General features: G+C 40.7%; 15 protein-coding genes, 2 tRNA genes and 3 rRNA genes. 15 read left to right on the forward strand and 5 right to left on the reverse strand.

Annotated elements, in window-relative coordinates; genetic code table 11:
• Positions 1-86 precede the first annotated feature (86 nt).
• From C9E88_RS00060 to grpE, 3 genes are all read right to left on the reverse strand, one after another.
• A complete protein-coding gene (locus C9E88_RS00060) occupies positions 87-998 on the reverse strand; it encodes a matrixin family metalloprotease (protein WP_106986196.1) in 912 nt (303 codons plus the stop codon).
• Positions 999-1,168: 170 nt separating this feature from the next.
• Entirely contained in the window at positions 1,169-3,115 is a 1,947-nt protein-coding gene (gene dnaK / locus C9E88_RS00065; protein ID WP_106986197.1) for a molecular chaperone DnaK, read from the reverse strand.
• A gap of 155 nt (positions 3,116-3,270) precedes the next feature.
• A complete protein-coding gene (gene grpE, locus C9E88_RS00070; protein ID WP_106986201.1) occupies positions 3,271-3,810 on the reverse strand; it encodes a nucleotide exchange factor GrpE in 540 nt (179 codons plus the stop codon).
• A gap of 805 nt (positions 3,811-4,615) precedes the next feature.
• On the opposite strand from grpE, the gene C9E88_RS00075 reads away from it, so the two are divergent.
• Entirely contained in the window at positions 4,616-4,849 is a 234-nt protein-coding gene (locus tag C9E88_RS00075; protein WP_106986198.1) for a hypothetical protein, read from the forward strand.
• 300 nt (positions 4,850-5,149) lie between these two features.
• On the opposite strand, the gene C9E88_RS00080 is transcribed toward C9E88_RS00075, so the two are convergent.
• The gene (locus tag C9E88_RS00080) at positions 5,150-5,635 is read right to left on the reverse strand and encodes a hypothetical protein (protein WP_106986199.1); all 486 of its coding nucleotides are present in this window, start codon (positions 5,633-5,635) and stop codon (positions 5,150-5,152) included.
• A 197-nt stretch (positions 5,636-5,832) separates the two neighbouring features.
• Here C9E88_RS00080 and C9E88_RS00085 point away from each other — a divergent pair, with 197 nt between their 5' ends.
• Positions 5,833-6,906: an alpha/beta hydrolase gene (locus C9E88_RS00085; protein WP_106986200.1), complete on the forward strand. Its 1,074-nt coding sequence runs from the start codon at positions 5,833-5,835 to the stop codon at positions 6,904-6,906.
• A 25-nt stretch (positions 6,907-6,931) separates the two neighbouring features.
• Here C9E88_RS00085 and C9E88_RS00090 read toward each other — a convergent pair whose 3' ends face one another.
• Positions 6,932-7,603 (reverse strand): acetoacetate decarboxylase family protein, encoded by a 672-nt coding sequence (locus C9E88_RS00090; RefSeq protein WP_106986202.1) that lies wholly within the window; start codon positions 7,601-7,603, stop codon positions 6,932-6,934.
• A 91-nt stretch (positions 7,604-7,694) separates the two neighbouring features.
• On the opposite strand from C9E88_RS00090, the gene C9E88_RS00095 reads away from it, so the two are divergent.
• The 13 genes from C9E88_RS00095 to C9E88_RS00155 all read left to right on the forward strand — a co-directional run bounded on the left by C9E88_RS00095 (position 7,695) and on the right by C9E88_RS00155 (position 26,635).
• Entirely contained in the window at positions 7,695-8,267 is a 573-nt protein-coding gene (locus C9E88_RS00095; protein WP_106986203.1) for a peptidylprolyl isomerase, read from the forward strand.
• A gap of 429 nt (positions 8,268-8,696) precedes the next feature.
• Positions 8,697-10,234 (forward strand): 16S ribosomal RNA (locus tag C9E88_RS00100).
• A gap of 61 nt (positions 10,235-10,295) precedes the next feature.
• A tRNA-Ile gene (locus tag C9E88_RS00105) sits at positions 10,296-10,372 on the forward strand.
• Positions 10,373-10,447: 75 nt separating this feature from the next.
• A tRNA-Ala gene (locus C9E88_RS00110) sits at positions 10,448-10,523 on the forward strand.
• A gap of 449 nt (positions 10,524-10,972) precedes the next feature.
• Positions 10,973-13,865, forward strand: a 23S ribosomal RNA gene (locus C9E88_RS00115).
• A 196-nt stretch (positions 13,866-14,061) separates the two neighbouring features.
• Positions 14,062-14,176, forward strand: a 5S ribosomal RNA gene (gene rrf, locus C9E88_RS00120).
• The 16S, 23S and 5S rRNA genes sit together here with 2 tRNA genes alongside, the layout of an rRNA operon.
• Positions 14,177-14,735: 559 nt before the next feature.
• Positions 14,736-16,220: a sodium-dependent transporter gene (locus C9E88_RS00125; RefSeq protein ID WP_106986768.1), complete on the forward strand. Its 1,485-nt coding sequence runs from the start codon at positions 14,736-14,738 to the stop codon at positions 16,218-16,220.
• Position 16,221: 1 nt separating this feature from the next.
• Positions 16,222-16,329, forward strand: coding sequence for a methionine/alanine import family NSS transporter small subunit (locus C9E88_RS00130; RefSeq protein ID WP_106986769.1), 108 nt, complete (start codon positions 16,222-16,224; stop codon positions 16,327-16,329).
• Between the two features lie 269 nt (positions 16,330-16,598).
• Positions 16,599-16,784 carry a helix-turn-helix domain-containing protein gene (locus tag C9E88_RS17950; protein WP_227865905.1) on the forward strand — a complete coding sequence of 62 codons (186 nt, stop codon included), beginning with the start codon at positions 16,599-16,601 and terminating at the stop codon, positions 16,782-16,784.
• Between the two features lie 75 nt (positions 16,785-16,859).
• Positions 16,860-17,330 carry a transposase family protein gene (locus C9E88_RS00140; RefSeq protein ID WP_106986778.1) on the forward strand — a complete coding sequence of 157 codons (471 nt, stop codon included), beginning with the start codon at positions 16,860-16,862 and terminating at the stop codon, positions 17,328-17,330.
• Between the two features lie 283 nt (positions 17,331-17,613).
• Entirely contained in the window at positions 17,614-20,241 is a 2,628-nt protein-coding gene (locus C9E88_RS00145) for a DUF11 domain-containing protein (RefSeq protein WP_106986440.1), read from the forward strand.
• Between the two features lie 36 nt (positions 20,242-20,277).
• Positions 20,278-22,911: a COG1470 family protein gene (locus C9E88_RS00150; protein WP_137287905.1), complete on the forward strand. Its 2,634-nt coding sequence runs from the start codon at positions 20,278-20,280 to the stop codon at positions 22,909-22,911.
• A gap of 1 nt (position 22,912) precedes the next feature.
• Positions 22,913-26,635: a prealbumin-like fold domain-containing protein gene (locus C9E88_RS00155; protein WP_162368819.1), complete on the forward strand. Its 3,723-nt coding sequence runs from the start codon at positions 22,913-22,915 to the stop codon at positions 26,633-26,635.
• Positions 26,636-26,675: the final 40 nt, after the last annotated feature.

A 26,675-nucleotide genomic window follows, 5' to 3' on the forward strand; every position in this document is an offset into this window, starting at 1 on the left:
GTGTATGATTTTAGATTAACATGAAATATAGGCTTTGTTGTGAAAGCTTATAGAAAACCTTATAAAAAATAAGGAATTTATAACTGCTAACGCGCCGTTAAGAGTGCTAAATCTGAAGGCTGTAATTGAAAATGCGCCAGATCTTGTGCCCCAAGCATCGGATACATTAAAGCTTTAGGATCTGAGTTATGCCCAAGTCCAAGTGCATGCCCTAATTCATGTGCTAGCGTTAAACGTAAATCATCTTGATTCTCAAATTGATAAATTTGAATTTCTTGCCCCATAAATACACCTTTGTGAAATTCGCGAGCAGGGAAACGCTGTTTAGCATGCGTAACATCTTGGTTAAAGCGATGAATATTGTGATTGTATTGCTCGACTTGTTGATTGTATTGAGCATTCAATTGATTGAAGTAATCAATATCATTTTTGAGTTGCTGACTTTTCTCTTTGAGTTGTTGATATTGCAGGTCAATGCGTCTGCGATTTTCCCCCTGGCTGTCTTCAAGGCGACTCCAGCTCAGCCGTTGCTGATTCAGGCTTTGATATTCAGCATCGATCAGCACACGGCGCTGTTGAATGCTTGTGTGAAGTTGCTCTAAATAGGCTTGTGACGTGTTTAAGTTTTCAGAGACGCGTTGGTTTTTATTTTGCTCAGTATTGAGCGTTGTCTCCATTTTTTTAAATGCATTAAAGTTATCTTGTCGTTCATCATACACAAGATGAATTTTGAGTTGTGCGTCAGGGTCATAGACAAAGAGCTTTTGCCCAGAGGCATTTTGCCAGAGATCGGCGGCTTGTTGAGTCAGTTCAATCAGTTCTTGCTGGCTAATACCAAAGCGTGGATCGACTTCGGCAATTTGATAGCGTAAGCGCGTGTCAAAAGGGTGGAGTATACGATCGGCCAGCGAGTTATAACGCAATTGATCATGTGTTTTGAGTTGATAACTCAACAGTCCAACAAATAACAGCACAATAGCAAGAATGAAGAAGCGCATAATGCAAGCACATGAACAATATAAGCTTAATGTATAATATTTAAACAAAAATAAGTAGTGATACCTCGCTTAAAGCATCGCTTTTTAATCGGCCTTACGATCATTCAGTACCGATATATTAGGCATAAAAAAACCGCGCTTTCGCGCGGTCTTTTATTTAAAGCGACAAATTATTTTTTGTCATCTTTAACTTCAGTGAACTCAGCATCTACAACGCCGTCGTCTGCTTTTTGCTGTTGTTGGCCAGCAGCATCACCTTGGAAAGCGTTCGGGTCGAAACCTTGAGCGCCACCTTGGCCTTGAGCAGCTTCATACGCACGTTGCGTAATCGGCATGATGATGTTTTGAAGTGCTTCAGTTTTTGCTTTGATTTCTTCTACGTCATTTTCTTTCGTAGCCGCTTCAAGCTCAGCTGATGCAGTTTCAATTGCAGTTTTTTCGTCAGCAGTTACTTGCTCGCCAAGATCTTTCACTGCTTTTTGAGCAGAAGATACCAGTGCATCAGCTTCGTTACGTGCTTTCGCTAATTCTTCAAATTTGCGGTCTTCTTCAGCATTCGCTTCAGCATCTTTAATCATCGCTTCAATTTCAGCATCGCTCAAACCTGAGTTTGCTTTAATTTGAATTGATTGTTCTTTGCCAGTGCTCTTGTCTTTCGCAGATACTTTCAAGATACCATCAGCGTTGATGTCGAAAGATACTTCAATTTGTGGCACACCACGTGGAGCAGGTGGGATATCACCTAATTGGAAGTTACCCAACAATTTGTTTTGCTGCGCCATTTTACGTTCACCTTGGAACACAGAAATGTCTACAGCTGGTTGGTTGTCAGCAGCAGTTGAGAACACTTGAGATTTCTTCGCAGGAATCGTTGTGTTTTTCTCGATGATTGCAGTTAACACACCACCCATTGTTTCAATACCAAGAGTCAATGGAGTTACGTCAAGAAGAAGTACGTCAGTTTTGTCACCTGAAAGTACCGCACCTTGAATCGCAGCACCCATCGCTACAGCTTCGTCAGGGTTCACGTCTTTACGTGGTTCACGACCGAAGAAGTCTTGTACTTTTTGTTGTACAAGTGGCATACGAGACTGACCACCCACCAAGATCACGTCAGAGATGTCAGAAGTCGAAAGACCTGCATCTTTAAGCGCAATACGGCAAGGTTCGATTGTGCGTTCAACTAAGTCAGCAACTAAACCTTCAAGTTTTGCACGAGTTACGTTGATCACTAAGTGTTTAGGACCAGTCGCATCTGCAGTGATGTATGGCAAGTTGATTTCAGTTGCGTTAGAAGAAGAAAGCTCGATTTTCGCTTTTTCAGCAGCTTCTTTTAAACGTTGAAGCGCAAGAGGATCTTGTTTCAAGTTTACGCTTTGTTCTTTCTTGAATTCTTCTACAAGGAATTCAATTAACGCGTTATCGAAGTCTTCACCACCAAGGAATGTATCACCGTTTGTAGACAACACTTCGATTTGTTGGTCGCCATCAAGGTCAGCGATTTCAATGATTGATACGTCGAAAGTACCACCACCCAAGTCGTAAACCGCAACTTTACGGTCGCCTTCTTTTTTGTCCATACCAAACGCAAGAGCCGCAGCAGTTGGTTCGTTGATGATACGTTTAACTTCTAAACCAGCAATTTTACCAGCATCTTTAGTCGCTTGACGCTGAGCATCATTGAAGTAAGCAGGAACGGTAATTACCGCTTCAGTTACTGTTTCACCAAGGTAGTCTTCAGCTGTTTTTTTCATCTTTTTCAAGATTTCAGCAGAGATTTGCTGTGGAGCAAGTTTTTTGTCGTTTACATCAACCCAAGCATCGCCATTGTCTGCTTTGATGATTTTGTAAGGTACAAGACCGATGTCTTTTTGAACTGCTTGGTCTTGATACTTACGACCGATCAAACGTTTGATCGCGAATAATGTGTTTTTAGGGTTTGTTACTGCTTGACGTTTTGCAGATTGACCAACAAGGATCTCGCCATCTTTATACGCAATAATAGATGGAGTTGTACGAGCGCCTTCAGCGTTGTCGATTACTTTAACTTTGTCGCCTTCAAGTACTGCTACGCAAGAGTTAGTTGTACCTAAGTCAATACCAATGATTTTCGCCATTTGGATGTTTCCTCTAAAATTCTTTTGTTCCCAAACTTTTCCCTTTATCAAAGGGAAATTAAAAGGGATTTACTTATTATCCGATATGAGAGCCAATCAAAAATTTTCAAGTTTAAATTCAGAAATATTTTTAAAAACTCTCGAATTTCTTGGGCTTATGCGCCAACCATAACCATAGCTGGACGTAATAAACGACCATTTAGGCTGTAGCCTTTTTGCAAAACAGTACCAATTTCATTGACTTTTGCAGTTGGATCAATACCTACAGCTTGATGAAGATCTGCATTGAAGCCATTCGCAGTATCTACCGCCACCACACCAAATTTCTCTAAAGTAGTGAGTAGAGATTTAAGTGTTAGTTCAACACCTTCAGACAGTGAGTTTTTCTCATCGCCTGCTGCTGCAATTGCACGTTCAAGATTGTCAACTGAATCAAGAAGTTGTTTAGCAAATTTTTCAAGCACAGTATCTTTGTGCTTTTCAGATTCACGCTGAATACGCTCAACACTTTTTTGTGCTTCATATACGGCATTTGCTGTACGTGCTTTTTCAAGCTTTAAGTTTTCTTCTAAATTGGTGATTTGCGCTTGTAAATCCTCAACTGAAACTTCTGCTTGCTCGTTTTCAGCTTGAGTTTGCGCTTCTGCTTGCTCTTGCTCTAATTCTTGAGCGTTTGGGTTTTGCTCAGTTGTCATTGATTTACTCCGTTTAAAAGGGTTCTTAAACATGTACAGTCCTTAGGCGTCAGGTCTAACCTCGTTAATTCTGAACTGCCATGATTTACTAAATGTCATGATTAAAGAAGAAATCGGGGCTGCTGTTAAAAATTCAAGCAGAGGCATGATAATTTTTACGCATCTTGTGAGAATTTATACAGAAATGAGCGATTTATTGATAACAACGCGATTCTAAAAATTATAATTTAGATAAAAAAGTATAAAAGGATCTAGTAAAACGATTAATATCATAATTTTTATCAGTTTTCATTTTACTGTCATACAAGGCAATATAATCGAATCAACAGTAGTCATATTTTGAAGAGAGAGCGAGATATGGCTTCTGTTTTCTTATTTTTACTGTATAAATTTTACACTGGCTAATATTTATACATAAAAACGATTAAAACTATTTTATAAAGTATTTCTCAAAATTGTTATACATCTCTACTATAGATCTCAGATTCTATCGCTGTAGTTTCTTCTTTTAGTATATTTTGAATGTGTTTTTCAATGCTTATCCAACCTCTGGATAAGCTTTTTTTTTTGCTTCATGTAAATGTCATTGGTATTGCAGGCGGTGCAGGCTAGGTTTGGTAGAGCTTTAACAAAATCATGCGAATACAGATGAACTATAGAATTAATATAACGTTGCAGAAGGTGTACTGGTCTACCTTCAAACTACTACTCAGCAGGTGGGTAGTAGGGCAATATTTTTTTCATAATCAGCATCGCAAAGAAACAACTTTGCGCTTTATTTGAATATGAAAGGAATTAAATAACGATGAAGAAAACAATGTTTATGCTGTCATTACTCACAGGCTTTACTTTATTTGCTGTGGGATGTTCATCTCAAGATACGGTGTCAGCACCTGAAACTTCACAATTAAATAGTGCACCTGCTCCGCAAGCACAATCAACAGCAACCGTACAAGCCGATCCGAGTGTGCAAAGTTCAGATGGTATTCAATCTGCACCTGCTTTAGAGGGGCAAGCACCACAAGCGACTGCGCAATAAACCGCATTTATCTCCGCATCAACTTTAATTTATTAGGTTGATGGTCCATTCAAAATAGACAGAAGAAAAGATGCCTCTTCTGTCTATTTCGCTCTGTATTATTATTATGCAATTCATACGAACCTAAACACTACGCTGTCACATAGGATAAAAATACTCGGCACTTTTATACGATTGTAGTGGCCATTATAAAAGTGATAGACCAATTATGGCCTAATGGTGGTGTATGAGAATGAGGCAAGGTTGCCATAAAAAAGCCTATAGCAATGCTATAGGCTTTTTTTGAAGTAATAACGCGATTTAATCTCGATTATCTTGTCGACGATCTTCCCAACGTTTACGTTGTTCATCACGTTGCTGATCTAGACGTTGACGGCGTTGATCAGCAGTTTGTTTGCGTTGCTCATAGTTACGGTCTTGTTCACGTTTTTTACGCTCCCATTCGGCACGCTTTTCACGTTCTTTTTGGGCTTGTTGGCGTTGTTGTTCATTTCGTTGGCGCTCAAGCTCATTTTGTCTGCGCTCCTGAATTTGTTGTTGCTGACGCTTTTGTTCCCATTGCTGACGTTCATAGAGCTGTTTACGTCGTTCTTGTTCTAGACGGTTACGTTGCTGTTGATATTCCCAGCGCTGGCGGTCTCTTTCACGATCGTATCGTGCATCATAACCGCGATCGGATTGGCGTTGATCGTAACGACCATCGTAATAACCATCTTCTGGAAATGCCACACATCCTACAGCCATAAACGCAGTGGCCAATGAAACTGCAATAATTTTAGTCGTCATAGTGATGTCCTCTATAAATGGGAGCAGCAAAATAACTCCACAAATTAAGAAATAATTGTCAATGACAAGTGATTTAAATAAGCTTAGCTTAATGAAATGATATCTGTGTATGCAGATGTTGTGACTTGTATACAAGTATGGTCACATAAGCATTGATCATGTAGAAAGTATGAAGAAAGCCAAGGAAAAAAATAGCAATGACCGCTTTTAATCAAAACTTGCAACAACTATTAGAAAAAGGCCAAGGCACGGCTGCACGCGCACTCGATAAACTTCCGAGTTTCGTACAAGATAGTTTAGCCAAAGCATTGGGTTATCCTTATATATTTCCAGATCTTGATCCTTTCATTAAATGCATGATGGCAGCTCAGCTGAAGCAGGGTCGTCAGGGTTTTATTGGCGCAGATTATGAAAAATCGCGTAAGCAATTTGATTTACAAATGCAGTCGTTACGCAATAAAGTTACTGCGGTGAAACATGTAGAGGACTTACGATTACCATTACAGAGTGGCACTGTTTTTGCGCGCCATTATCATCCTGCGCCAGGCAAAAAACTGCCTTTAATCGTGTTTTATCATGGCGGTGGTTTTGTTGTTGGAAGTTTGGATACACATGATGAAGCATGCCGTTTATTGGCTGTCCATGCGAAAGCACAAGTGTTAAGTATTGATTATCCGTTGGCGCCAGAAGCGAGTCCAAAGCAATTAATACAATGTTGTGAAGATGCATTGGCTTGGGTATTTCAAAACAGCAAACAATTAAAAGTTTTAAAAGGGCGTATTGCTGTTGCGGGAGATAGCGCAGGCGCTAATATTGCAACAGTTGTTGCACAGCGTACAGCGCAAAAAGCTTATGCACCTCATGCGCAATTGTTGATTTATCCTGTTGTTGATTTTAAAAGCCGTCATCCTTCATTTTTTGCTTATAAAGATGGTTTAGTGTTGACGGGTGGCGATGTTGATCACGTCACTGCTTTTTATGCAGAGCAGCATCAAGTTGAACTTGATGATCCGCTGATTTCACCGACTTATGGCAAATTAAAAGGGCTTGCGCCAGCTTTTATTGTTACAGCTGGGCATGATCTATTGCATGATGAAGGCGAAATTTATTCACACAAATTACGCCAACAGGGTGTCGCTTTACATTATCAAGAATACTTAGACCAAACTCATGGTTTTATTAACTTAACGACTGTCTCTACACGTGCGAAAAAATATCACATCGAGCTGAGTAAGAATTTCCGTAAATTTTGGGATAAGAAAAATAGCTAAAGACATGGTTTCACGTGAAACCATGTTATCTGTCTTTTATTTTAGCTTCAGGAAATAGCAGGCTAAATTTCGGCACAAAAAAGCTCTGTAATAAGCGTGCTTGAGAAAAGTCTGGAAATAGCCCTTGGCTATCTGACCATTTTACGCCAGCTAATTTTGCAATATGCCCTCTAAACTGGGGGGCAAAGCTGTAGCGTTTATTTTGCCAAGTTTGTCGGATTTGCAAAATTGAAGATGGAATGTGATGACTATTAATATAAAACAGCTTAGGTTTTTTTGCTTTATATAGGGTTAAGGTGAAGTGTTGGCCTGCAACACGAACTGTACACGTGAGGCCAAGTTTTGTATCTCGCCATTCAAATTGTGCCAGTTCTTTTGGAATTCCCCAAAGAGTCTGTCCGTGAGTGACTGAAGCAAGTGTAGAAACATAGATTTTAGGAATAGAACTTAACACTCTCTTACTAATCAGTGGGTGATCCAAAATCAACAATTCATCATAAGCACCAACAGGTGAGCTTTCATAACGAACCAACATTACTTGAATCATTCTCCCAATTGGGGAAGGGGAGTGATGGAGGATAGCTGATTGTTGAATAAAACGAGGCGTTACCCAGTAATTTAAAATAAAACCAGCGCCTTGTAGTTTCCAAGGAGGCGGGGATTGAATCACTTCTGTAGTGATTGCTGGTATCTGCATTTTTTTTCTCATTTTGATTAATGCTTTATTTCTCATGAAAGACTAAAATACATACAGTGACAAGCACAACTTCATATAGATGAGTGAGCAAATGTTAAAACATACTTTTATTGTATTGACGGCAACGTTAAGTAGCTTTGGTGTATTCGCACAAAATACATTGGTTGAAATGAATACCAACGTGGGGAATATTGAGATTGAATTGTTTAACGACAAAGCGCCAATTTCAGTAAAAAACTTTGAAGATTATGCAAAATCCGGTTTTTATAATGGCACAGTGTTTCATCGTGTCATTCCAGGCTTCATGATCCAAGGTGGTGGCTTAGAAAGTAACTTGGTCGAAAAGACGATAGAAAAAGCCCCTATTAAAAATGAATCTTCAAATGGTTTAAAAAATAAACGTGGCACATTAGCGATGGCTCGTACAAACGATCCTAACTCCGCACGTAGCCAATTCTTTATTAATACCGTGGATAACGACTTTTTAAACAAAAGTGCGATGAATGCTGGATATGCCGTGTTTGGTCAAGTGACAAAAGGTATGGATATCGTCGAAAAAATTGAAAAAACAGCAACTGGCAATCGTGGCATGTACCAAAATGTACCAACACAATCGATTGTTATTCAGAGTGTGAAGATAAAAGCACCAAAAGAGAACAAGTAGCCAAAAAAAAGCCCATTCATAAAAAATTAATATTAAATTATTAAAATCATGTGTTTGGGCTTTATTGTGTATAAATATAAAACAAAACAGTGCGTAAAAAAGAAACACACGATAAAACAATTGATTAAAAGCACTTGCAATGATTTCGAAATGGTCTAGAATGCATCCCATACCGACGAGATAGACGGAAACGAACGAAGCTAGACGCTGAGTTGTTAAGTATATCGAAGTCCAGCTTCTAGCACTGACGAGGTGTTAGAAAGATCATTAAGAGATTATGAAGAACAACTTGTGTGGATTTTTACTGGTTGATCAATCGAATATATTTTCATTGATAATTGGTAGAAATTTCTCGAAGTTTATTTGAGCAAATATTTGTCAGTAATTGATGAGCCAAGATTGGTACCCTTTAAAGGTACTATTGATTTTAAACTGAAGAGTTTGATCATGGCTCAGATTGAACGCTGGCGGCAGGCTTAACACATGCAAGTCGAGCGGGAATAGGTAGCTTGCTACCGATTTCTAGCGGCGGACGGGTGAGTAATGCTTAGGAATCTGCCTATTAGTGGGGGACAACATTTCGAAAGGGATGCTAATACCGCATACGCCCTACGGGGGAAAGCAGGGGATCTTCGGACCTTGCGCTAATAGATGAGCCTAAGTCAGATTAGCTAGTTGGTGGGGTAAAGGCCTACCAAGGCGACGATCTGTAGCGGGTCTGAGAGGATGATCCGCCACACTGGGACTGAGACACGGCCCAGACTCCTACGGGAGGCAGCAGTGGGGAATATTGGACAATGGGGGGAACCCTGATCCAGCCATGCCGCGTGTGTGAAGAAGGCCTTTTGGTTGTAAAGCACTTTAAGCGAGGAGGAGGCTACTCTAGTTAATACCTAGGGATAGTGGACGTTACTCGCAGAATAAGCACCGGCTAACTCTGTGCCAGCAGCCGCGGTAATACAGAGGGTGCGAGCGTTAATCGGATTTACTGGGCGTAAAGCGTACGTAGGCGGCTTTTTAAGTCGGATGTGAAATCCCTGAGCTTAACTTAGGAATTGCATTCGATACTGGGAAGCTAGAGTATGGGAGAGGATGGTAGAATTCCAGGTGTAGCGGTGAAATGCGTAGAGATCTGGAGGAATACCGATGGCGAAGGCAGCCATCTGGCCTAATACTGACGCTGAGGTACGAAAGCATGGGGAGCAAACAGGATTAGATACCCTGGTAGTCCATGCCGTAAACGATGTCTACTAGCCGTTGGGGCCTTTGAGGCTTTAGTGGCGCAGCTAACGCGATAAGTAGACCGCCTGGGGAGTACGGTCGCAAGACTAAAACTCAAATGAATTGACGGGGGCCCGCACAAGCGGTGGAGCATGTGGTTTAATTCGATGCAACGCGAAGAACCTTACCTGGTCTTGACATAGTAAGAACTTTCCAGAGATGGATTGGTGCCTTCGGGAACTTACATACAGGTGCTGCATGGCTGTCGTCAGCTCGTGTCGTGAGATGTTGGGTTAAGTCCCGCAACGAGCGCAACCCTTTTCCTTATTTGCCAGCGGTTCGGCCGGGAACTTTAAGGATACTGCCAGTGACAAACTGGAGGAAGGCGGGGACGACGTCAAGTCATCATGGCCCTTACGACCAGGGCTACACACGTGCTACAATGGTCGGTACAAAGGGTTGCTACCTCGCGAGAGGATGCTAATCTCAAAAAGCCGATCGTAGTCCGGATTGGAGTCTGCAACTCGACTCCATGAAGTCGGAATCGCTAGTAATCGCGGATCAGAATGCCGCGGTGAATACGTTCCCGGGCCTTGTACACACCGCCCGTCACACCATGGGAGTTTGTTGCACCAGAAGTAGGTAGTCTAACCGTAAGGAGGACGCTTACCACGGTGTGGCCGACGACTGGGGTGAAGTCGTAACAAGGTAGCCGTAGGGGAACCTGCGGCTGGATCACCTCCTTAACGAAAGATTGGCGACTGGTAAGAATCCACAACAAGTTGTTCTTCATGACGATGTATCTGAGGGTCTGTAGCTCAGTTGGTTAGAGCACACGCTTGATAAGCGTGGGGTCACAAGTTCAAGTCTTGTCAGACCCACCAAATCTGACTAACGAAATATTTGAATAAAATATGAGAGCAAACAGAAAACAGAGACATTGACTTAATTGATAAGCTGGGGACTTAGCTTAGTTGGTAGAGCGCCTGCTTTGCACGCAGGAGGTCAGGAGTTCGACTCTCCTAGTCTCCACCATACATCGCAAAGCGATGTATAAAAGACAAGTTAATAAATGAACAGTCAGCTGACTGTTAGTTTAGTCTTTAAGCGATCAAGTGCTTAGGTTATAGAGCTTAGCAACAAACTAGCGTAGAATGCGCTTCATTGTTATTAAGCTCTGTGATTTATCACAGCAACATGACCTGACGAAGGCATGTTAAATCATTAACAGAATATATTTGAGTTGAAATAATTTGTTCATACTCATAACTGACATTAACACTAACAGTGATTTATTACTGTGATGTGAAGATAGAAGCTATGAGTTACTAGCGAAATTAACTGAATCAAGCGTTTTGGTATATGAATCTAATTGAAGCTGTACAGTGCTTAAATGCACAAGACGCCAACTGTATGAGTAAGTCGTAAGACAAACTCTGTTGCTTATCCTACTTGTAAGGATAAACGACTGTTTGGGGTTGTATAGTCAAGTAATTAAGTGCATGTGGTGGATGCCTTGGCAGTCAGAGGCGATGAAAGACGTAATAGCCTGCGATAAGCTTCGGGGAGGCGGCAAATATCCTATGATCCGGAGATTTCTGAATGGGGAAACCCACCTATCGTAAGGTAGGTATCGCAACATGAATACATAGTGTTGCGAGGCAAACGAGGGGAAGTGAAACATCTCAGTACCCTTAGGAAAAGAAATCAATTGAGATTCCCTCAGTAGCGGCGAGCGAACGGGGAACAGCCCATTAAGTCATATAAGTTCTAGTGGAATGCTCTGGGAAGTGCAACCATAGTGGGTGATAGTCCTGTACACGAAAGGGCTTATATGATGATGTCGAGTAGGGCGAGGCACGTGAAACCTTGTCTGAATATGGGGGGACCATCCTCCAAGGCTAAATACTCCTGACTGACCGATAGTGAACCAGTACCGTGAGGGAAAGGCGAAAAGAACCCCTGTGAGGGGAGTGAAATAGATCCTGAAACCGCATGCATACAAGCAGTGGGAGCCGACTTGTTCGGTGACTGCGTACCTTTTGTATAATGGGTCAGCGACTTACATTCAGTAGCAAGGTTAACCGTATAGGGGAGCCGTAGGGAAACCGAGTCTTAATAGGGCGTTTAGTTGCTGGGTGTAGACCCGAAACCAGGTGATCTATCCATGAGCAGGTTGAAGGTTGGGTAACACTAACTGGAGGACCGAACCCACTGTCGTTGAAAAGCCAGGGGATGACTTGTGGATAGGGGTGAAAGGCTAATCAAACTTGGTGATAGCTGGTTCTCCCCGAAAGCTATTTAGGTAGCGCCTCGGACGAATACCATTGGGGGTAGAGCACTGTTTCGGCTAGGGGGTCATCCCGACTTACCAAACCGATGCAAACTCCGAATACCAATGAGTACTATCCGGGAGACAGACTGCGGGTGCTAACGTCCGTAGTCAAGAGGAAAACAATCCAGACCGCCAGCTAAGGCCCCTAAATTATAGTTAAGTGGGAAACGATGTGGGAAGGCATAGACAGCTAGGAGGTTGGCTTAGAAGCAGCCACCCTTTAAAGAAAGCGTAATAGCTCACTAGTCGAGTCGGCCTGCGCGGAAGATGTAACGGGGCTAAAACTATATGCCGAAGCTGCGGATTTGCAATTTATTGCAAGTGGTAGGGGAGCGTTCTGTAAGCCGATGAAGGTGGATTGAGAAGTCTGCTGGAGGTATCAGAAGTGCGAATGCTGACGTGAGTAACGACAAAACGGGTGAAAAACCCGTTCGCTGAAAGACCAAGGGTTCCAGTCCAACGTTAATCGGGGCTGGGTGAGTCGACCCCTAAGGCGAGGCCGAGAGGCGTAGTCGATGGGAAATTGGTTAATATTCCAATACTTCTGTGTAATGCGATGAGAGGACGGAGTAAGTTAAGTCAGCCTGGCGTTGGTTGTCCAGGTGAAAGGATGTAGGCATGTATCTTAGGCAAATCCGGGGTACTCTATGCTGAGATCTGATAGCAAGCTGTACTTGTACAGTGAAGTGGCTGATACTATGCTTCCAGGAAAAGTCTCTAAGCTTCAGTTACACAGGAATCGTACCCGAAACCGACACAGGTGGTCAGGTCGAGTAGACCAAAGCGCTTGAGAGAACTCTGCTGAAGGAACTAGGCAAAATGGTACCGTAACTTCGGGAGAAGGTACGCTGCTGACGGTGATGGAACTTGCTTCCTGAGCTATCGGCAGCCACAGAAACCAGGCCCCTGCAACTGTTTATTAAAAACATAGCACTCTGCAAACACGAAAGTGGACGTATAGGGTGTGATGCCTGCCCGGTGCTGGAAGGTTAATTGATGGGGTTAGCGTAAGCGAAGCTCTTGATCGAAGCCCCAGTAAACGGCGGCCGTAACTATAACGGTCCTAAGGTAGCGAAATTCCTTGTCGGGTAAGTTCCGACCTGCACGAATGGCATAATGATGGGGGCGCTGTCTCCAGCAGAGGCTCAGTGAAATCGAAATCGCCGTGAAGATGCGGTGTACCCGCGGCTAGACGGAAAGACCCCGTGAACCTTTACTGCAGCTTGACATTGAACTTTGATCTTACTTGTGTAGGATAGGTGGGAGGCTTTGAAGCAGCGACGCTAGTTGCTGTGGAGCCAATCTTGAAATACCACCCTGGTAATATTGAGGTTCTAACTCTGCTCCATTATCTGGAGCGAGGACCATGTCTGGTGGGTAGTTTGACTGGGGCGGTCTCCTCCTAAAGAGTAACGGAGGAGTACGAAGGTGCGCTCAGCGTGGTCGGAAATCACGCGTAGAGTATAAAGGCAAAAGCGCGCTTAACTGCGAGACCCACAAGTCGAGCAGGTACGAAAGTAGGTCTTAGTGATCCGGTGGTTCTGTATGGAAGGGCCATCGCTCAACGGATAAAAGGTACTCTGGGGATAACAGGCTGATACCGCCCAAGAGTTCATATCGACGGCGGTGTTTGGCACCTCGATGTCGGCTCATCTCATCCTGGGGCTGAAGCAGGTCCCAAGGGTATGGCTGTTCGCCATTTAAAGAGGTACGCGAGCTGGGTTTAGAACGTCGTGAGACAGTTCGGTCCCTATCTACCGTGGGCGCTGGAAATTTGAGAGGATCTGCTCCTAGTACGAGAGGACCAGAGTGGACGAACCTCTGGTGTACCGGTTGTGACGCCAGTCGCATCGCCGGGTAGCTATGTTCGGAAGGGATAACCGCTGAAAGCATCTAAGCGGGAAGCCTACCTCAAGATAAGATTTCCCTAGGAATTTATTCCTCTAAAGAGCCGTTGAAGACTACGACGTTGATAGGTTGGATGTGGAAGTGCGGTGACGCATGAAGCTGACCAATACTAATTGCTCGTGAGGCTTGACTATACAACACCCAAACAGTTGTTGTACGAACTGCGCAAGCAGTGAGCAGAGATTGATTCATTAAAGACCAAACGGTCTTGAAATACTTGATTCAGCTAACGCTAGAACATACAATTCGACTCAGATATGATCTGTTAATAACTCATTTGACGAAAGTTCGGCATCCAAGTAAGACCAAACGAGTAAGCATCCAAGTTGTGCTGGCGACAATAGCAAGAGTGAACCACCTGATCCCTTCCCGAACTCAGAAGTGAAACCTCTTAGCGCTGATGGTAGTGTGGGGTTACCCATGTGAGAGTAAGTCATCGCCAGCTCATTATTCGAAACACCCCCTGACTAGTGCAGGGGGTGTTTTTTTATGTGTGAAATATTGAAATATATGCATAGATTGTTCATTTACAGGTTTGTAAGTTGATGAAAACTCAGTAAATGAATGTTTATAAATTGAAAATAAAGATAATGATTTAAAATCAAGTACAGTTTTAAGCTTGTTGACATGAATCATTCGGTAGACGTGTTATTTTTAAAGATTTAGTATTCTAAAAAGTTATAGTATTTATAAAATAAAATGTTTAAAAATTGAGCTGTTTTAGTGATCATTCAGTCGCAATATATTATAAAAGTAGAATGTTTTGTGTAGAAATTACAGAATTTTTTGAAAAAAGTGGGTATTGTTAAAGGCATATAAAGACGATTTATTTTCAAAATTTTAACCAAGTTTTTTCTATAAATTGGTCTGTTTGTCATTTAGACGAGCATGCTCAAAAGGTGTGTATCTGAATCAAACAACAAAAATTAGTTTTATGGTCTTTTGATGTTAACGATATAACCACAATAAGTTGCATGTAAAAGGGCCTAAGGTTTAGGTGTTGTATGTCGGATAATCGTGAGAATTGGTCTGCACGATCAGGGTTTATTATTGCAGCTATTGGTTCTGCAGTAGGTTTAGGTAATATTTGGCGTTTTCCATACGTAGCGTATGAAAATGGTGGCGGGGCATTTTTAGTTCCTTATTTAATTGCAATTTTTGCTGCAGGTTTACCATTATTATTCTTGGACTATGCGGTAGGCCATAAATTTCGTAAAGCGCCACCAACGGCTTATAAGAAACTTATGAACGCTGAGTCTCTAGGCTGGTGGCAAGTCATGGTGACATTGGTGATTGGTATTTATTATGCCAGTGTACTGTCATGGGCTGGCAGTTATATGTTCTATTCATTTGGGCAAAAATGGGGAGCTGATACGCAAGCCTTTTTCTTTTCGACATATTTACAAAATGGCGAAGGCTTAGCTTTAGGTTTTGTACCGACCTTATTCTTTGGTTTGGTTGCTGTTTGGGCTGTAGTGATGTTCATCCTATATGGCGGTGTGCGTCGTGGCGTTGAATTAGCAAATAAAATCTTTATGCCGTTATTAGTGATTTTATTTACCATTTTAGTGATTCAAGCTGTACGTTTGCCTGGTGCAACAGAGGGTTTAAATGCTTTCTTTACGCCAAATTGGGATGCAATGACCAATTATAAAGTTTGGTTAGCTGCCTTTGGTCATATTTTCTTTTCGTTGTCAGTGGGCTTCGGCATCATGCTGACCTATGCATCGTATTTAAAGAAGAAGACTAATTTAACTGGATCTGGTGTCGTTGTAGCTTTAGCGAATTCTTCATTTGAAATTTTAGCAGGTATTGGTGTATTTGCAGCGCTTGGCTTTATGGCACATAGTGCTGGGGCAAGTGTACAAGATGTTGTATCTGGCGGTATTGGTCTAGCATTTATTGCTTTCCCTAAAATTATTTCAAGTATGGGTGCTGGCGGCGATCTATTTGGTTTCTTGTTCTTTGCGTCATTGGTTGTTGCTGGTATTACTTCCATGGTAAGTATTTTGGAAGTGCCGATTGCTTCTTTTCAAGATAAATTGGCTTGGTCGCGTAAGAAGTCTGTAACGATTATTGCTGGTGGTTCAGCAGTTGTATCTACGCTTATTTTCTCGACTCATAGCGCAATTACATTTGTAGATATCATTGATTACTTTGCCAATAACATTGGTATTGTTGGTGGTGGTTTATTGTCTATTATTTTGGTTTCTTGGTTCCGTCGTCCATTGTTGCAACAATTACAAGCACATGTGAATGAATACTCAAGTATTAAATTAGGTAAAGGTTGGAATTTCCTTGTTACCGTGATTACACCATTATCTTTATTAGTTGCACTTGTGTTGACTTTTAAGTCGATTATGCTTGAAGGCTATGGTGGTTATGCATCGCATATTTTATGGATTGTAGGTGGCGGTACGATGGCATTCTTAATTCTTGGTGCGATTGTATTGGCCTGTTTCAAAGATAAAGTAGTTGAGGAGAAATGATATGAATACATCTGCAATGATTATGATGATTATTTCTATGGTATTACTTTGGGGTGGGTTAGTTTTGGCGACTGTTCATCTTGTGAAACATCCAGATGAGGAAGATTGAGACTACTCATTCTTTTATTTTAAAAATTTAAAAAAACCAGACTAAAAGTCTGGTTTTTTTTTTAAATATTTTATTTTTTGATAAAAATTATGAGTAGTTATTAGATCTCTTTCATAAATCAAAAAAAGATCTTTCTTTTGCCGATTATTTGTACCAAAGAATCTTAAATAATCGAGCATAATCTGCGTATGAAATATATCGATTCAAAGAAGCTTTCTGAAACACAGTTTAAGCGATACACAGGCATCTCATGGTCAACATTTTATTTAATGGTTGAGCAATTACAGAAGCATATTCCTGCGAAAGGCAGACCCTCTAAATTGAGCATAGAGGATCAGATTCTTCTATGCTTAAGTTATTGGCGTGAATACCGAACATTATTTCATGTGGCAACTAGTTATGGCGTGTCAGAGCCCACTGCTTCAAGAATTGTCCGCCATGTAGAGATTGCCTGATCAAGTCCAATCTATTCAATCTACCGAAGCATTTGCCCGAAGGTGAAGGCATTGACTGGAATGCGGTGATTGTAGATGCCACAGAAATTCCAATACAAAGGCCTAAAAAAACAGAAGAAAAGCTATAGTGGCAAAAAGAAGGCACATACTTTCAAAGTGCAGGCCATCATTCATTATCAAACTCGAAAAATCCTAAGTTTATGCACGAGTCGTGGTGCCGTACATGACTTCGAACTCTTCAAACGCAACTTGAATCAGATTCCTACAGGTGCCTTTATCCTTGCTGATAAGGGTTATCAAGGAATTTATACAGTGTATCCAAACAGCTTGTTGCCATTAAAAGCAAAGAAGCGCTGTAAACTTGATCCTGAACTCAAAATTTACAATCAGGAAATTAATAAAAGAAGAATAGGGATTGAGCATGTATTTGGCTGTTTGAAAACCTTCAAAATCCTTGCTGAGCGATATCGTAACCGTGGCAAAAGATTGGGCTTAAGATTCAATTTAATTGCGGGAATCTATAATATGGAACTGAGTGAAAAATGACTTATGAAAGAAGTCTATTGGTTGAATAATAATTATATAAATAGAGTTAAGAATTTTTAAAATTTGATGTTATTAAATCTAATATTAGAGTGTTGTGTTAAGTTTATTTATTTGAATAGATTTGAAAAAAAATAAATAATGTAATCTACAGTATAGAAAATATACTGATTTTTATGGAATAATGTATAAATATGTGAACTAATATTATGTTTTGTTTTTTTATGTGCATTGGGTGGCGGGCGATATTTTGAATAATATAAAAAAGAACAGACTTCTTGCATCAATGACTCTATTGTTTTCGAGTAGTTTATATGCCTTTCCTTTACCTGGTAGTTATATTTCTAATATTGCATCTGGTGATTATGTTGATGAAACGGGCAGTACCTTAGTCGTCAATTCAAACCCTGTTTCGCTCGAAGTTCAAAAAATATTGGCACTGACATTGGTGCAAAATCAGCAACAACAAAGCACGATTGGTGGATTGGTAAATTTTCCACATGTTTTGACCAACACAGGTAATACTTCTGATCGCTATGCCTTAAGTTTGACTCATTCTGTGAGTGATGAGTTTGATTTAGCTTCTATTAAGGTTTATGCCGACCGTGATCAAAATGGTGTTCCAGATGATAATGTGGATTTACTGTTACCAAATTCATCGATTGATTTGAAGGCAGGGGAGTCACTTTCGATTGTCGCTGTTGGAACTGTACCGAGCTCTGTGCTTGCCAATCAAAAAAGTATTTTTGAGTTAAAAGCAACAAGCCAAACAACGAATACGATTGATGCACGTGTCAATGACACGGTTGCAGTAGTTGATGATGCTGTAATTTCAGTGGTAAAGGCTCAAGATAAAAGTCAAGGTAATGAACAAGAGCTTATCACCTATACCTTAACCTATCGAAATAACGGTACAGATACCGCTAAATTAACGATTACAGATTTACTGGATGATTCCTTAGAGTATGTGGAGAAAAGTGCTCATTGGAATCAGAATTCCATTGCGCTGACAGATAGTAATGATACCGAAAATGAAATTAATAAGGGCATCAGCTATCAATTACTTTCTGATCAGAAAACTATAAAAGCTGAAATTCAGTCAGTTCCACCATTGACCTCAGGCACATTGAGTTTTCAAGTTCGTGTAAAAAATACAGATAAAAATAAGATTCCGAATACTGCAAAATATACTTATGTAGGTGAGAAATCTAAAGTACCTTATAACCAAGATTCGAATACGGTCCACTATACGCTGTTGCCATCTTTGGGGGTTGTACTCAACAATAACCCTAACAGCAATAGTGATGCTGGTAATCCAAATGTGGATCCAGACAACTTGTCGACCATTAATGAGTTAAAACCTGGTAAACAAGTTTTTTTCCAAAACTATGTTTGGAATAAGGGAAATATTACCGATGTTTATAATCTGAGTTATAGCACGGCAAATTTACCTGAATGTGCCCAAGTCCGCCTGTATCATAAAGATGGTAAAACCCTGCTGACCGATACCAATGGTGATGGTATCGTTGATACAGGTTCTTTGGCTAGTTCTGCTGTTAAAGAGATTCGTGTTGCTGTATTGGCATCTACGAGCTGCAATACTGAAAAGAGTAATATCGTCATAGATGTGGTCGCTACGTCTGTACTTTCAAGTGATATCTCTAACCCTACGCGCAATGTCATTACTAAATTAGTGGCCTCATCTTCAGAAAGTGATCTGTATAACTCAGATAACACAGGTAAAGATGTTGGCAAAATTGACAACAATGGTAATGCATGGCTGAAAAAGTCAGTTTTGGATGGCAAAGTTGTATTTCCATTAATTGCCGAAAACAAGTCAACTCAAAGCAATAACTACAATTTATTTGCCTCTTTCTCAGCTATGGATGTACAAAATATTTCAGTTGTTACTGCCTCTGGTTTTACTGTGAAGTTTTATGAGGGGGATGCCACGTGTTCAAATTTGGGCAAACAAATTACCAATACTGGAACGATGGCAGCAGGGGCCACAAAGGCCTATTGTGCGGTTATTCAGGTTGATGCTTCTCAACAGAATTTTGTGAAACCCATCTGGTTTGCCATTCAATCGCCTGTAAATCAACAGGCCGACGTCATTAAAAATGAAATTTCGAGTAGTACTGCACGTCAGCTGATTTTAAGTAACGATCAGCAAGGTCAGGTGAGTGTTGGTGGTACGATTGTTTATGTTCATACTTTAAAAAATACAGGGACAATCACAGAGGGCGCTGACCAAGGCTCAGTTGTAAAACTAAAAGTGAATCCGCAGAAACCGGATGACAACTTTATTTACAGTCTTTATTACGATGTGAATAAAGATGGAAAAATTGATCCCTCTGATAAATTTATTGATGCAAATACAGATTTAAATTCACTTAGTGCTGGATTAGGTATTGCACCTGATCGAGATATTCAAATATTACTCAAGGTTCAAGCACCAGTCACATCAACTCATGGGGTTGTGAGTGTTGCAGATCTTATTGTTGAGGCAGGAACTTTTGCCAATATTAAATTGGAAAATCTTAAAAATACGGATGTGACTACTGTATCAACATCTGCGATGCAACTGCTGAAATATCAAGTTAAAGCACCGACTTGCACGATGACATTTGATCCAGCCAATGTCACATCACTGAGCTTTAGTGCACAGCCTCTGATTATCAAACCGAATGAATGTGTCATTTATAAGTTAGAAGTTGAAAATAGAGGCTCGTCTATTGTCACGAATGTGCAGTTTCAGGACGCTGTTCCTGCTTATACCACATTAGTGGGCACACCATTTTTAGTACCTGCAGGTGTTAACGCTTCAACTGCAGATAGTATTACAGGGACCATTGCAAGTTTGTCATCTGGTCAAATGGCGAATATGTATTTCATGATTCGTGTGAACCCATAAGAGTAAAGGCTTTCAGAAATGTTTAAAGAAAAAATAATGGTTCGAAGCCTACGTTGGGCAATCTCTGGATTGTTGGGTTTAACTGTATCTACTGGAGTAATGGCTGAAACGTCAATGGTCATTAGTAATATGGCCACAGGTGAATATAAGGAAGAAGGTTCAACACTAGTTCAAACTTCGCGTTCAAACTTGGTGCAAACCACGATTATTCCAGCGTACAGTTTTACATTGGTGAATAATAATAATGTTTACGGCGTAGCCAATCAGCCAATTTATTTTAACCATGTGCTGACCAATACGAGTAATGCGAAGGACAGTTATAACTTAAGTATAGATAATATTTCAGGGCCTATATCCCAACCTGGTTATGCGGTTTACCTGGATAAAAATCGTGATGGCATACCAGATAATGATCAGCCCATCACCAATTATGCGCTCAATGCTGGAGAATCCATTGCATTGATTGTAAAAGCATTACTGGGTACAGCTGTAGCAAATGCGACAGGATCTTTAAGGCTTACAGCAACATCAAATCAATTGGGTACAGCTGGGGCGATTAGCAATACCGATACAGTCACTATTTCAGATAAAGCTGTAATGACGATTCGTAAAGCATTTAATAAAAGCACCGTCGTTGCAAATGATGAAGCAATCGTTCGTCTCACTTATTTTAATAATGGTACTGAAAGTGGTGAAGTAGACATCACGGATGTGTTAAATACAGCTGAATTGACTTATGTGAAAGGATCAGAAGTTTGGAATGGCCTTGCACTTAATCCATCGAACGTGGTTGGTGATGATCCAGCGGGTATTAATTATTATCTAGATACGGATAATAAAACCATTCGTGCAACAATCACCAAAGTTCCTGCGAATGCTCAGGGGTATATAGAGTTTAAAGTAAAGGTTGTAAAGCCTACACCAGGGCAAATTCCTAACGTTGCTCACCTTAACTATGATCATGATAAAGATACAGATACAGCTAAATTAACGACACAATCCAATACTGCTTATTTGGAAATTTTACCCGTGCATGGTGTGATTATTAATGCTGATGCTGGTTCGGCTTCAAATGCTAATGATATTGACAATAAAGGATCAGTCGCTACAGGTACAACAGTGCTGTTTAATAACTGGGTGTGGAATACAGGCAATGCCACTGACCGCTTTAATTTGACTTTGGGAACACATAATTTTCCAGCAGGAACTGTACTCGAGTTTTACCGTGAAGATGGTATAACTCCACTGTTTGATACTAATGGCGATGGGGTTGTTGATACAGGCTATCTGGCCGCAGGCGCGAGTTTACCGATTGTTGTTAAAGCGATTTTCCCCAAAGATTACATAGACAACAGTAATACTGTATTTGCGGTCCATCCAAAGGCGCAGTCGATTGGTGATTTAAACAAAACAGATACTGTAATTGACCAAGTAAAATTAATCCAAAGCATAGTGTCTCGAACTGTTGATTTAATTAACCAGCCTGAAACAACCAATAATGGTTTGGGCAATGGGGCAGTATCAAATAATGGTGCAGCATGGAAAACCTTGACGGGTGAAAATGGTCAAACAGTCATTTTCCCGCTCAAAGTTACGCATAGCGGTCTAGCAACAGCCTATCAGTTCAGTGCAGATGATGACGGCGTATTTACCACTTTAAAATTACCCGTGGGTGTAACGGGTGTGCGTTATTTTGAAACAACAAATAACTGTAGCGCTTTAGGTAAAGAAATATCGTCTACACGCCTTTTGCAAAATGGCGAGTCGCAAGTTTATTGTGCTGTTGTGAGTATTGATATCACAGCAGAAACAGCAACAACACAGATTTATTTTAGAGCTACTTCTTCAGAGTTGCCTTCTCCTAATGCGCAAAATGGCTACGACACGATTCACAACGCGATTAGTATTCGCTCAAAAAACAGCTCAGGTACGATTAGTTTAGATCCTGACTTGCGTGGGCAAATTGCACCTGGTGGCACCATTACCTATAGCCATATTTTAAAGCAATGGGGCGATCAAACATTAAAGCCAACAGATAGCTTAACCGTTGAAAATGACCAGCAAGGTTTTATTACAACGCTATATTTTGATGGCAATGATAATGGTGTGTTGGATGCTAGCGATGTGTTGATAACGAATTTATCTGTTGTGCCTACTTCTATGCTGACAGAGAAAAAGCCGATTCGCATTTTTGCCAAAGTTGAAAATTCATCTTATGGCACAGTTGGGGTAACCAATACCTCTGTTATTCGCTTAAAAGATGGTGTCACTGAGCTCGATAGTGCAACGGATATCACCACAATTACGACTTCACCTATGCGTTTAACCAAATTGCAGGCCAAAGATAATAATTGTGATGGCCAGGAAGAGGGGGCATTCACCACGAATGTTTTGCCGATTACTAAAAATACTGATGGTTCGGGACAGTGTGTGATTTATCAGCTCACCGTTAAAAATATGGGTGCGTCTGATATTGGCAAATTTACTTTTTATGATACGACGCCAGAAGCCATGGTGATGAGCAAAGCACCTGTATGTGCAGATTGTGATGCAGGCTCAATTGTAGCACCAGCAGTGGGGCAAAGCGGTGCAATTCAGGGTTCGGTCCCTGCGGTAAAAAGCGGTGCAAGCCATAGTTTGGAGTTTGGGGTGAAGTATGTGGGGAATTGATATGAAAAATAATCTTAGAAAAGCGTTCTTATTGGGGGTTCTTTCTAGTGTTAGCTTTACATCAGTAAATTCTGCGCCTGTAACATCCTTAATTGCTGATACCGTTTCACGCTTTGAAGTTATCACAGTAGATACACCTGCTATTGCAAAGGGAAGCAGTGGCGTTCAAACAGCAACGATTAAAAATTTTGGTCCAGCAAATGCTACAAATACGATTGCTGAAGTACGTGGCGCTACTACGCCAGGGGTGAGTATTACAGCTGTAACTTGGGGGGCGGGAAATACAGCATGTACTTTATCAAATAAAACATATAGCTGTGCTATTGGCAGTGTTGTTCTAAATGCAACTTTTGATCTTAAAATTACCTATTCAGTAGATCAAACTGCGGTGGCTTCAACAGCTTTACAGCAAACAACTTTAGCGATAAAAAGTGATCAGCCAAACCCTGGCAGTGGTGTGGGAGAAAGCATACATCGAGTGTGGGGTAAAGAAGGCAATACGCAAGAAAAGGTAAAACCTTATGGTGCATTTTGGGCTGGTCGTAATAAAGATGGTGCCTGTAATAATACAGCAACATGCGGTACCTACTCTGATCAAACATCAAGCATGTTGGGTTTTTGGCCAGTTAACCAAAAAAACCCACAAGGTCAGTATGTAAATCAAAGCTCTACTACTGATAATGGCGATACGTATTTTTATGTTAGTAATAATCATCAACCGAATCCAACCTTTGAAACAATAGTTAAAAATTTAACAACTTCACCTTATTCAGCAGTCATCCTCCCAATGACAACTGTTGCATCAGGTATTAATAATTTACGTGCTTGGGAATTTGAAACCTATGTTTATATCCCTGCCTCTGCAAGCCAAGTTTCTGCTTGTGTGGGAACCTCGGTTTCTATGATTGATGATGGTGCTTATATTAGTATCCAAAAATCAACTGAAAGTACGCCTAGAGTTGTCGCGAATACTGTAAGAGATAAATATGACTCAGCGAATCCATATGTCGTATCAGAGACTATTACAACAGGCGGGTACTATAAACTCACCTATCGTATGACTAATCAGAACTCCTTTGCAAAAAAAGATCAGGGTCAATATGGGCCAATAGGCATGTCTTTTTCTGGGGGAGCCTGTAATCAATCAGAACTTCAAAGGCTGCTAGAAATGGGCTTTCCCGCGGCTATAACAATTACAGATAAAGCTGACTTAGCAATTGAAAAAACAGTCGATAAACCAGAAGCAAAAGTCGGTGATTTACTTACCTATAAACTTAAAGTTTGGAATAAGGGAGCAACTGCTGTAACGGGTGCTACTGTTACAGATAATCTTTTAAGCGATTTAGCCAGTATTCAGGTTGTATGCAAGGCTGTTGGAACAGTGATTTGTCCAGTTCCTAATAATATTACAACATCAAATAACCGTAGCATGACCTTGGGGCTTTTACCTGTAATGGCTAAAGATACCAATAATAATGATACGAACTATTTAGAGTTTACAATCACTGGTTTAGTGTATAAAGAACCGTCTGGAACGGCAATTTCAAATACAGCAAGTGTTGCTGTGCCTAGCGGTTTAATAGATACAGATTCCTCAAACAACACATTTACTGTCAACACAACGATTACTAAAAACACATCAATTACGACGGGCAACGCGAATAATCAATGTAATGGCAATCAGTCTGTGAATTTAATTACAGATACAGCGTTTATTGCAAATAGCGCTAATAATATTTTAGTACCCAAGTCTTATTCGCCTAATCCAGCTGTAGTACCTTATTCGGTTGCTTATGGAACAGGTCCAAATGGTGCACTAGAGCTAAAGGGTAAAATTAACTGGTCTTATGGTATTCCACGTATTACGGGTTCCACGCTTAAAATTTATGTGAATGGCACGGCCTATGCAGTGCTGGTTACACCAGGGGCAAGTACAAACAATAATGCAACTTTTACTGCTTTAGAGGGTGCGACAGTAACACCAGTAAGTTTTGTACCTGACAAATATAGTACAGAACCTACGGCAGTTAATTTCACCTTAACTTTGCCAACCAGCCTGACTACTGATGTAACCAGCCTAATAGTAGACTTTCAAAATATCAGTCCAAGAAATTCAGCTGATGATGAAGGTGATGATATTGGGTTTAGCTTCAATAGTTTAAATGCATGCTTAAAACCAACTGTTGAGTTGAAAAAAGTATCTACAGGCGGTACAGGTTCTTTTGAATTTGACAGTTTTAGTAACCTATCAGCCAATGCTTCATATCAGATTCAAAGCGGTGAAGTTGTTACTACAGTCACTGGTGAACCGCAAAGTATTCGTCTTAAAAACTCAAGCTCAGCTACAGAATCAGGTTTTACTACACCTGTATATGCCAATGCTGGCCAAGACGTTTTATTTAAAGAAAAACTAGATGCTTTATATAGCTTGCGTAGCGTGACATGCCTAGACAGCAATGCAATAAACAGTGGAAATAGTAGCTCAGCATTGAATGCAATACAGTCTGGCAATAGTGTAACCATCTCGAAAGACAATTTGAAATTTGGTGCCAAACTTGTTTGTACAGTAACCAATGACAAGAAAGCTGGCTATGTATTTAGTGGTCGCGTATTTAATGACAATAGTGGCTCTACAAAAGATGCATCTAAAGCCTATAACGGAAGTGTAGATACTGGTGAAGTTGGTATCGCGGGCAGTCAAATTGAACTGCAAAACTGTAGTACAAAAGCTGTTTGGGCATCGACGATTACAAATGCAAATGGTGAGTTTTCAATTCAAACACTGCAAGAAGTATTTGATGCTAATAATCGTGTTTGCCTCGTACAAAAGAATGTAGCTGACTATCAGTCTGTAAGTACTAACAAGTCTGCATCCGTGACTGCAACGGCGGATGCAAGCTTTGATTTATTTACCATCACTAAAAATGCAAATGCAAATACTTACGATGGCTTCTTATTTGGTGACGCACAGCTTCAGCTGATTTTGACTCAAAATGGTCAAAAAAATATTGCTGCTGGTGATGTTGTTGAATATCCACATGAAATTATTTCAAAAAGTGTACATAAGCTTGGTACGTTAAATTTATCTAACCAGCAGCAACCAGCAATAGATCCAGTTTGGCAAAGTCTTATTTATTATGATGCCAACTGTAATGGTGCTGTGGATGCTGGTGAAAAATCTTATGAGCTAGCCCTACAAAGCGCGCCACTTTCGGCACCGATTTTACCTGAACAAAAAATCTGTTTGGTTCAGCGTGTAATGTCACCTTCAAATGCGAAAGCAGGTGACAGCTTAAGTGCGCAATTCTCAGTGAAGCATACACCCACGATGAGCGAGGGTGTTACAAGCTCATCAAATTCTGTTCGAGATATCACCACTGTTGGTTCTGCAGGTTTAGATCTCGTAAAAAGTGTCCGAGAAGTAAAGTCTTGTCCTTCTACAAGTACAGATACAGCCACTTTTGTCAAAAGCAACATTTTGACCAAAGTCCAAAATAAAGAGAGCTATTTGGAATACCAAATTAGCTATACCAATAACTCAGCCAAAAATTTAGTAGATGTTGTACTTAAAGATGCAGTGCCATTGGGTACATCACTAAAGAGTATGTGTACTGGGGGGGATTGCACTACTGTAGATAGTGCTACTCCGCTGAGTTGGAATATTGCAGGGGTATTAGCACCTCGTGCAACGGGTACAGTCCGTTTTTGTGCACAAGTAGAGTAGTTTTTTAAATAATATTGTACTCAGCACAATTGGGTTGAGT

Source organism: Acinetobacter cumulans, from assembly GCF_003024525.3.
Lineage (GTDB): Bacteria > Pseudomonadota > Gammaproteobacteria > Pseudomonadales > Moraxellaceae > Acinetobacter > Acinetobacter cumulans.

Excerpts from the sequence above, each read along its gene's own strand:
- C9E88_RS00145 (WP_106986440.1), top strand. The coding sequence starts at position 17,614 with ATGACTCTATTGTTTTCGAGTAGTTTATATGCCTTTCCTTTACCTGGT.
- C9E88_RS00095 (WP_106986203.1), top strand. The coding sequence starts at position 7,695 with ATGTTAAAACATACTTTTATTGTATTGACGGCAACGTTAAGTAGCTTT.
- C9E88_RS00130 (WP_106986769.1), top strand. The coding sequence starts at position 16,222 with ATGAATACATCTGCAATGATTATGATGATTATTTCTATGGTATTACTT.
- C9E88_RS00155 (WP_162368819.1), top strand. The coding sequence starts at position 22,913 with ATGAAAAATAATCTTAGAAAAGCGTTCTTATTGGGGGTTCTTTCTAGT.
- grpE (WP_106986201.1), bottom strand. The coding sequence starts at position 3,810 with ATGACAACTGAGCAAAACCCAAACGCTCAAGAATTAGAGCAAGAGCAA.
- dnaK (WP_106986197.1), bottom strand. The coding sequence starts at position 3,115 with ATGGCGAAAATCATTGGTATTGACTTAGGTACAACTAACTCTTGCGTA.
- C9E88_RS00140 (WP_106986778.1), top strand. The coding sequence starts at position 16,860 with ATGCCACAGAAATTCCAATACAAAGGCCTAAAAAAACAGAAGAAAAGC.
- C9E88_RS00075 (WP_106986198.1), top strand. The coding sequence starts at position 4,616 with ATGAAGAAAACAATGTTTATGCTGTCATTACTCACAGGCTTTACTTTA.
- C9E88_RS00060 (WP_106986196.1), bottom strand. The coding sequence starts at position 998 with ATGCGCTTCTTCATTCTTGCTATTGTGCTGTTATTTGTTGGACTGTTG.
- C9E88_RS00085 (WP_106986200.1), top strand. The coding sequence starts at position 5,833 with ATGACCGCTTTTAATCAAAACTTGCAACAACTATTAGAAAAAGGCCAA.
- C9E88_RS00080 (WP_106986199.1), bottom strand. The coding sequence starts at position 5,635 with ATGACGACTAAAATTATTGCAGTTTCATTGGCCACTGCGTTTATGGCT.
- C9E88_RS00150 (WP_137287905.1), top strand. The coding sequence starts at position 20,278 with ATGGTTCGAAGCCTACGTTGGGCAATCTCTGGATTGTTGGGTTTAACT.
- C9E88_RS00090 (WP_106986202.1), bottom strand. The coding sequence starts at position 7,603 with ATGCAGATACCAGCAATCACTACAGAAGTGATTCAATCCCCGCCTCCT.
- C9E88_RS00125 (WP_106986768.1), top strand. The coding sequence starts at position 14,736 with ATGTCGGATAATCGTGAGAATTGGTCTGCACGATCAGGGTTTATTATT.
- C9E88_RS17950 (WP_227865905.1), top strand. The coding sequence starts at position 16,599 with ATGGTTGAGCAATTACAGAAGCATATTCCTGCGAAAGGCAGACCCTCT.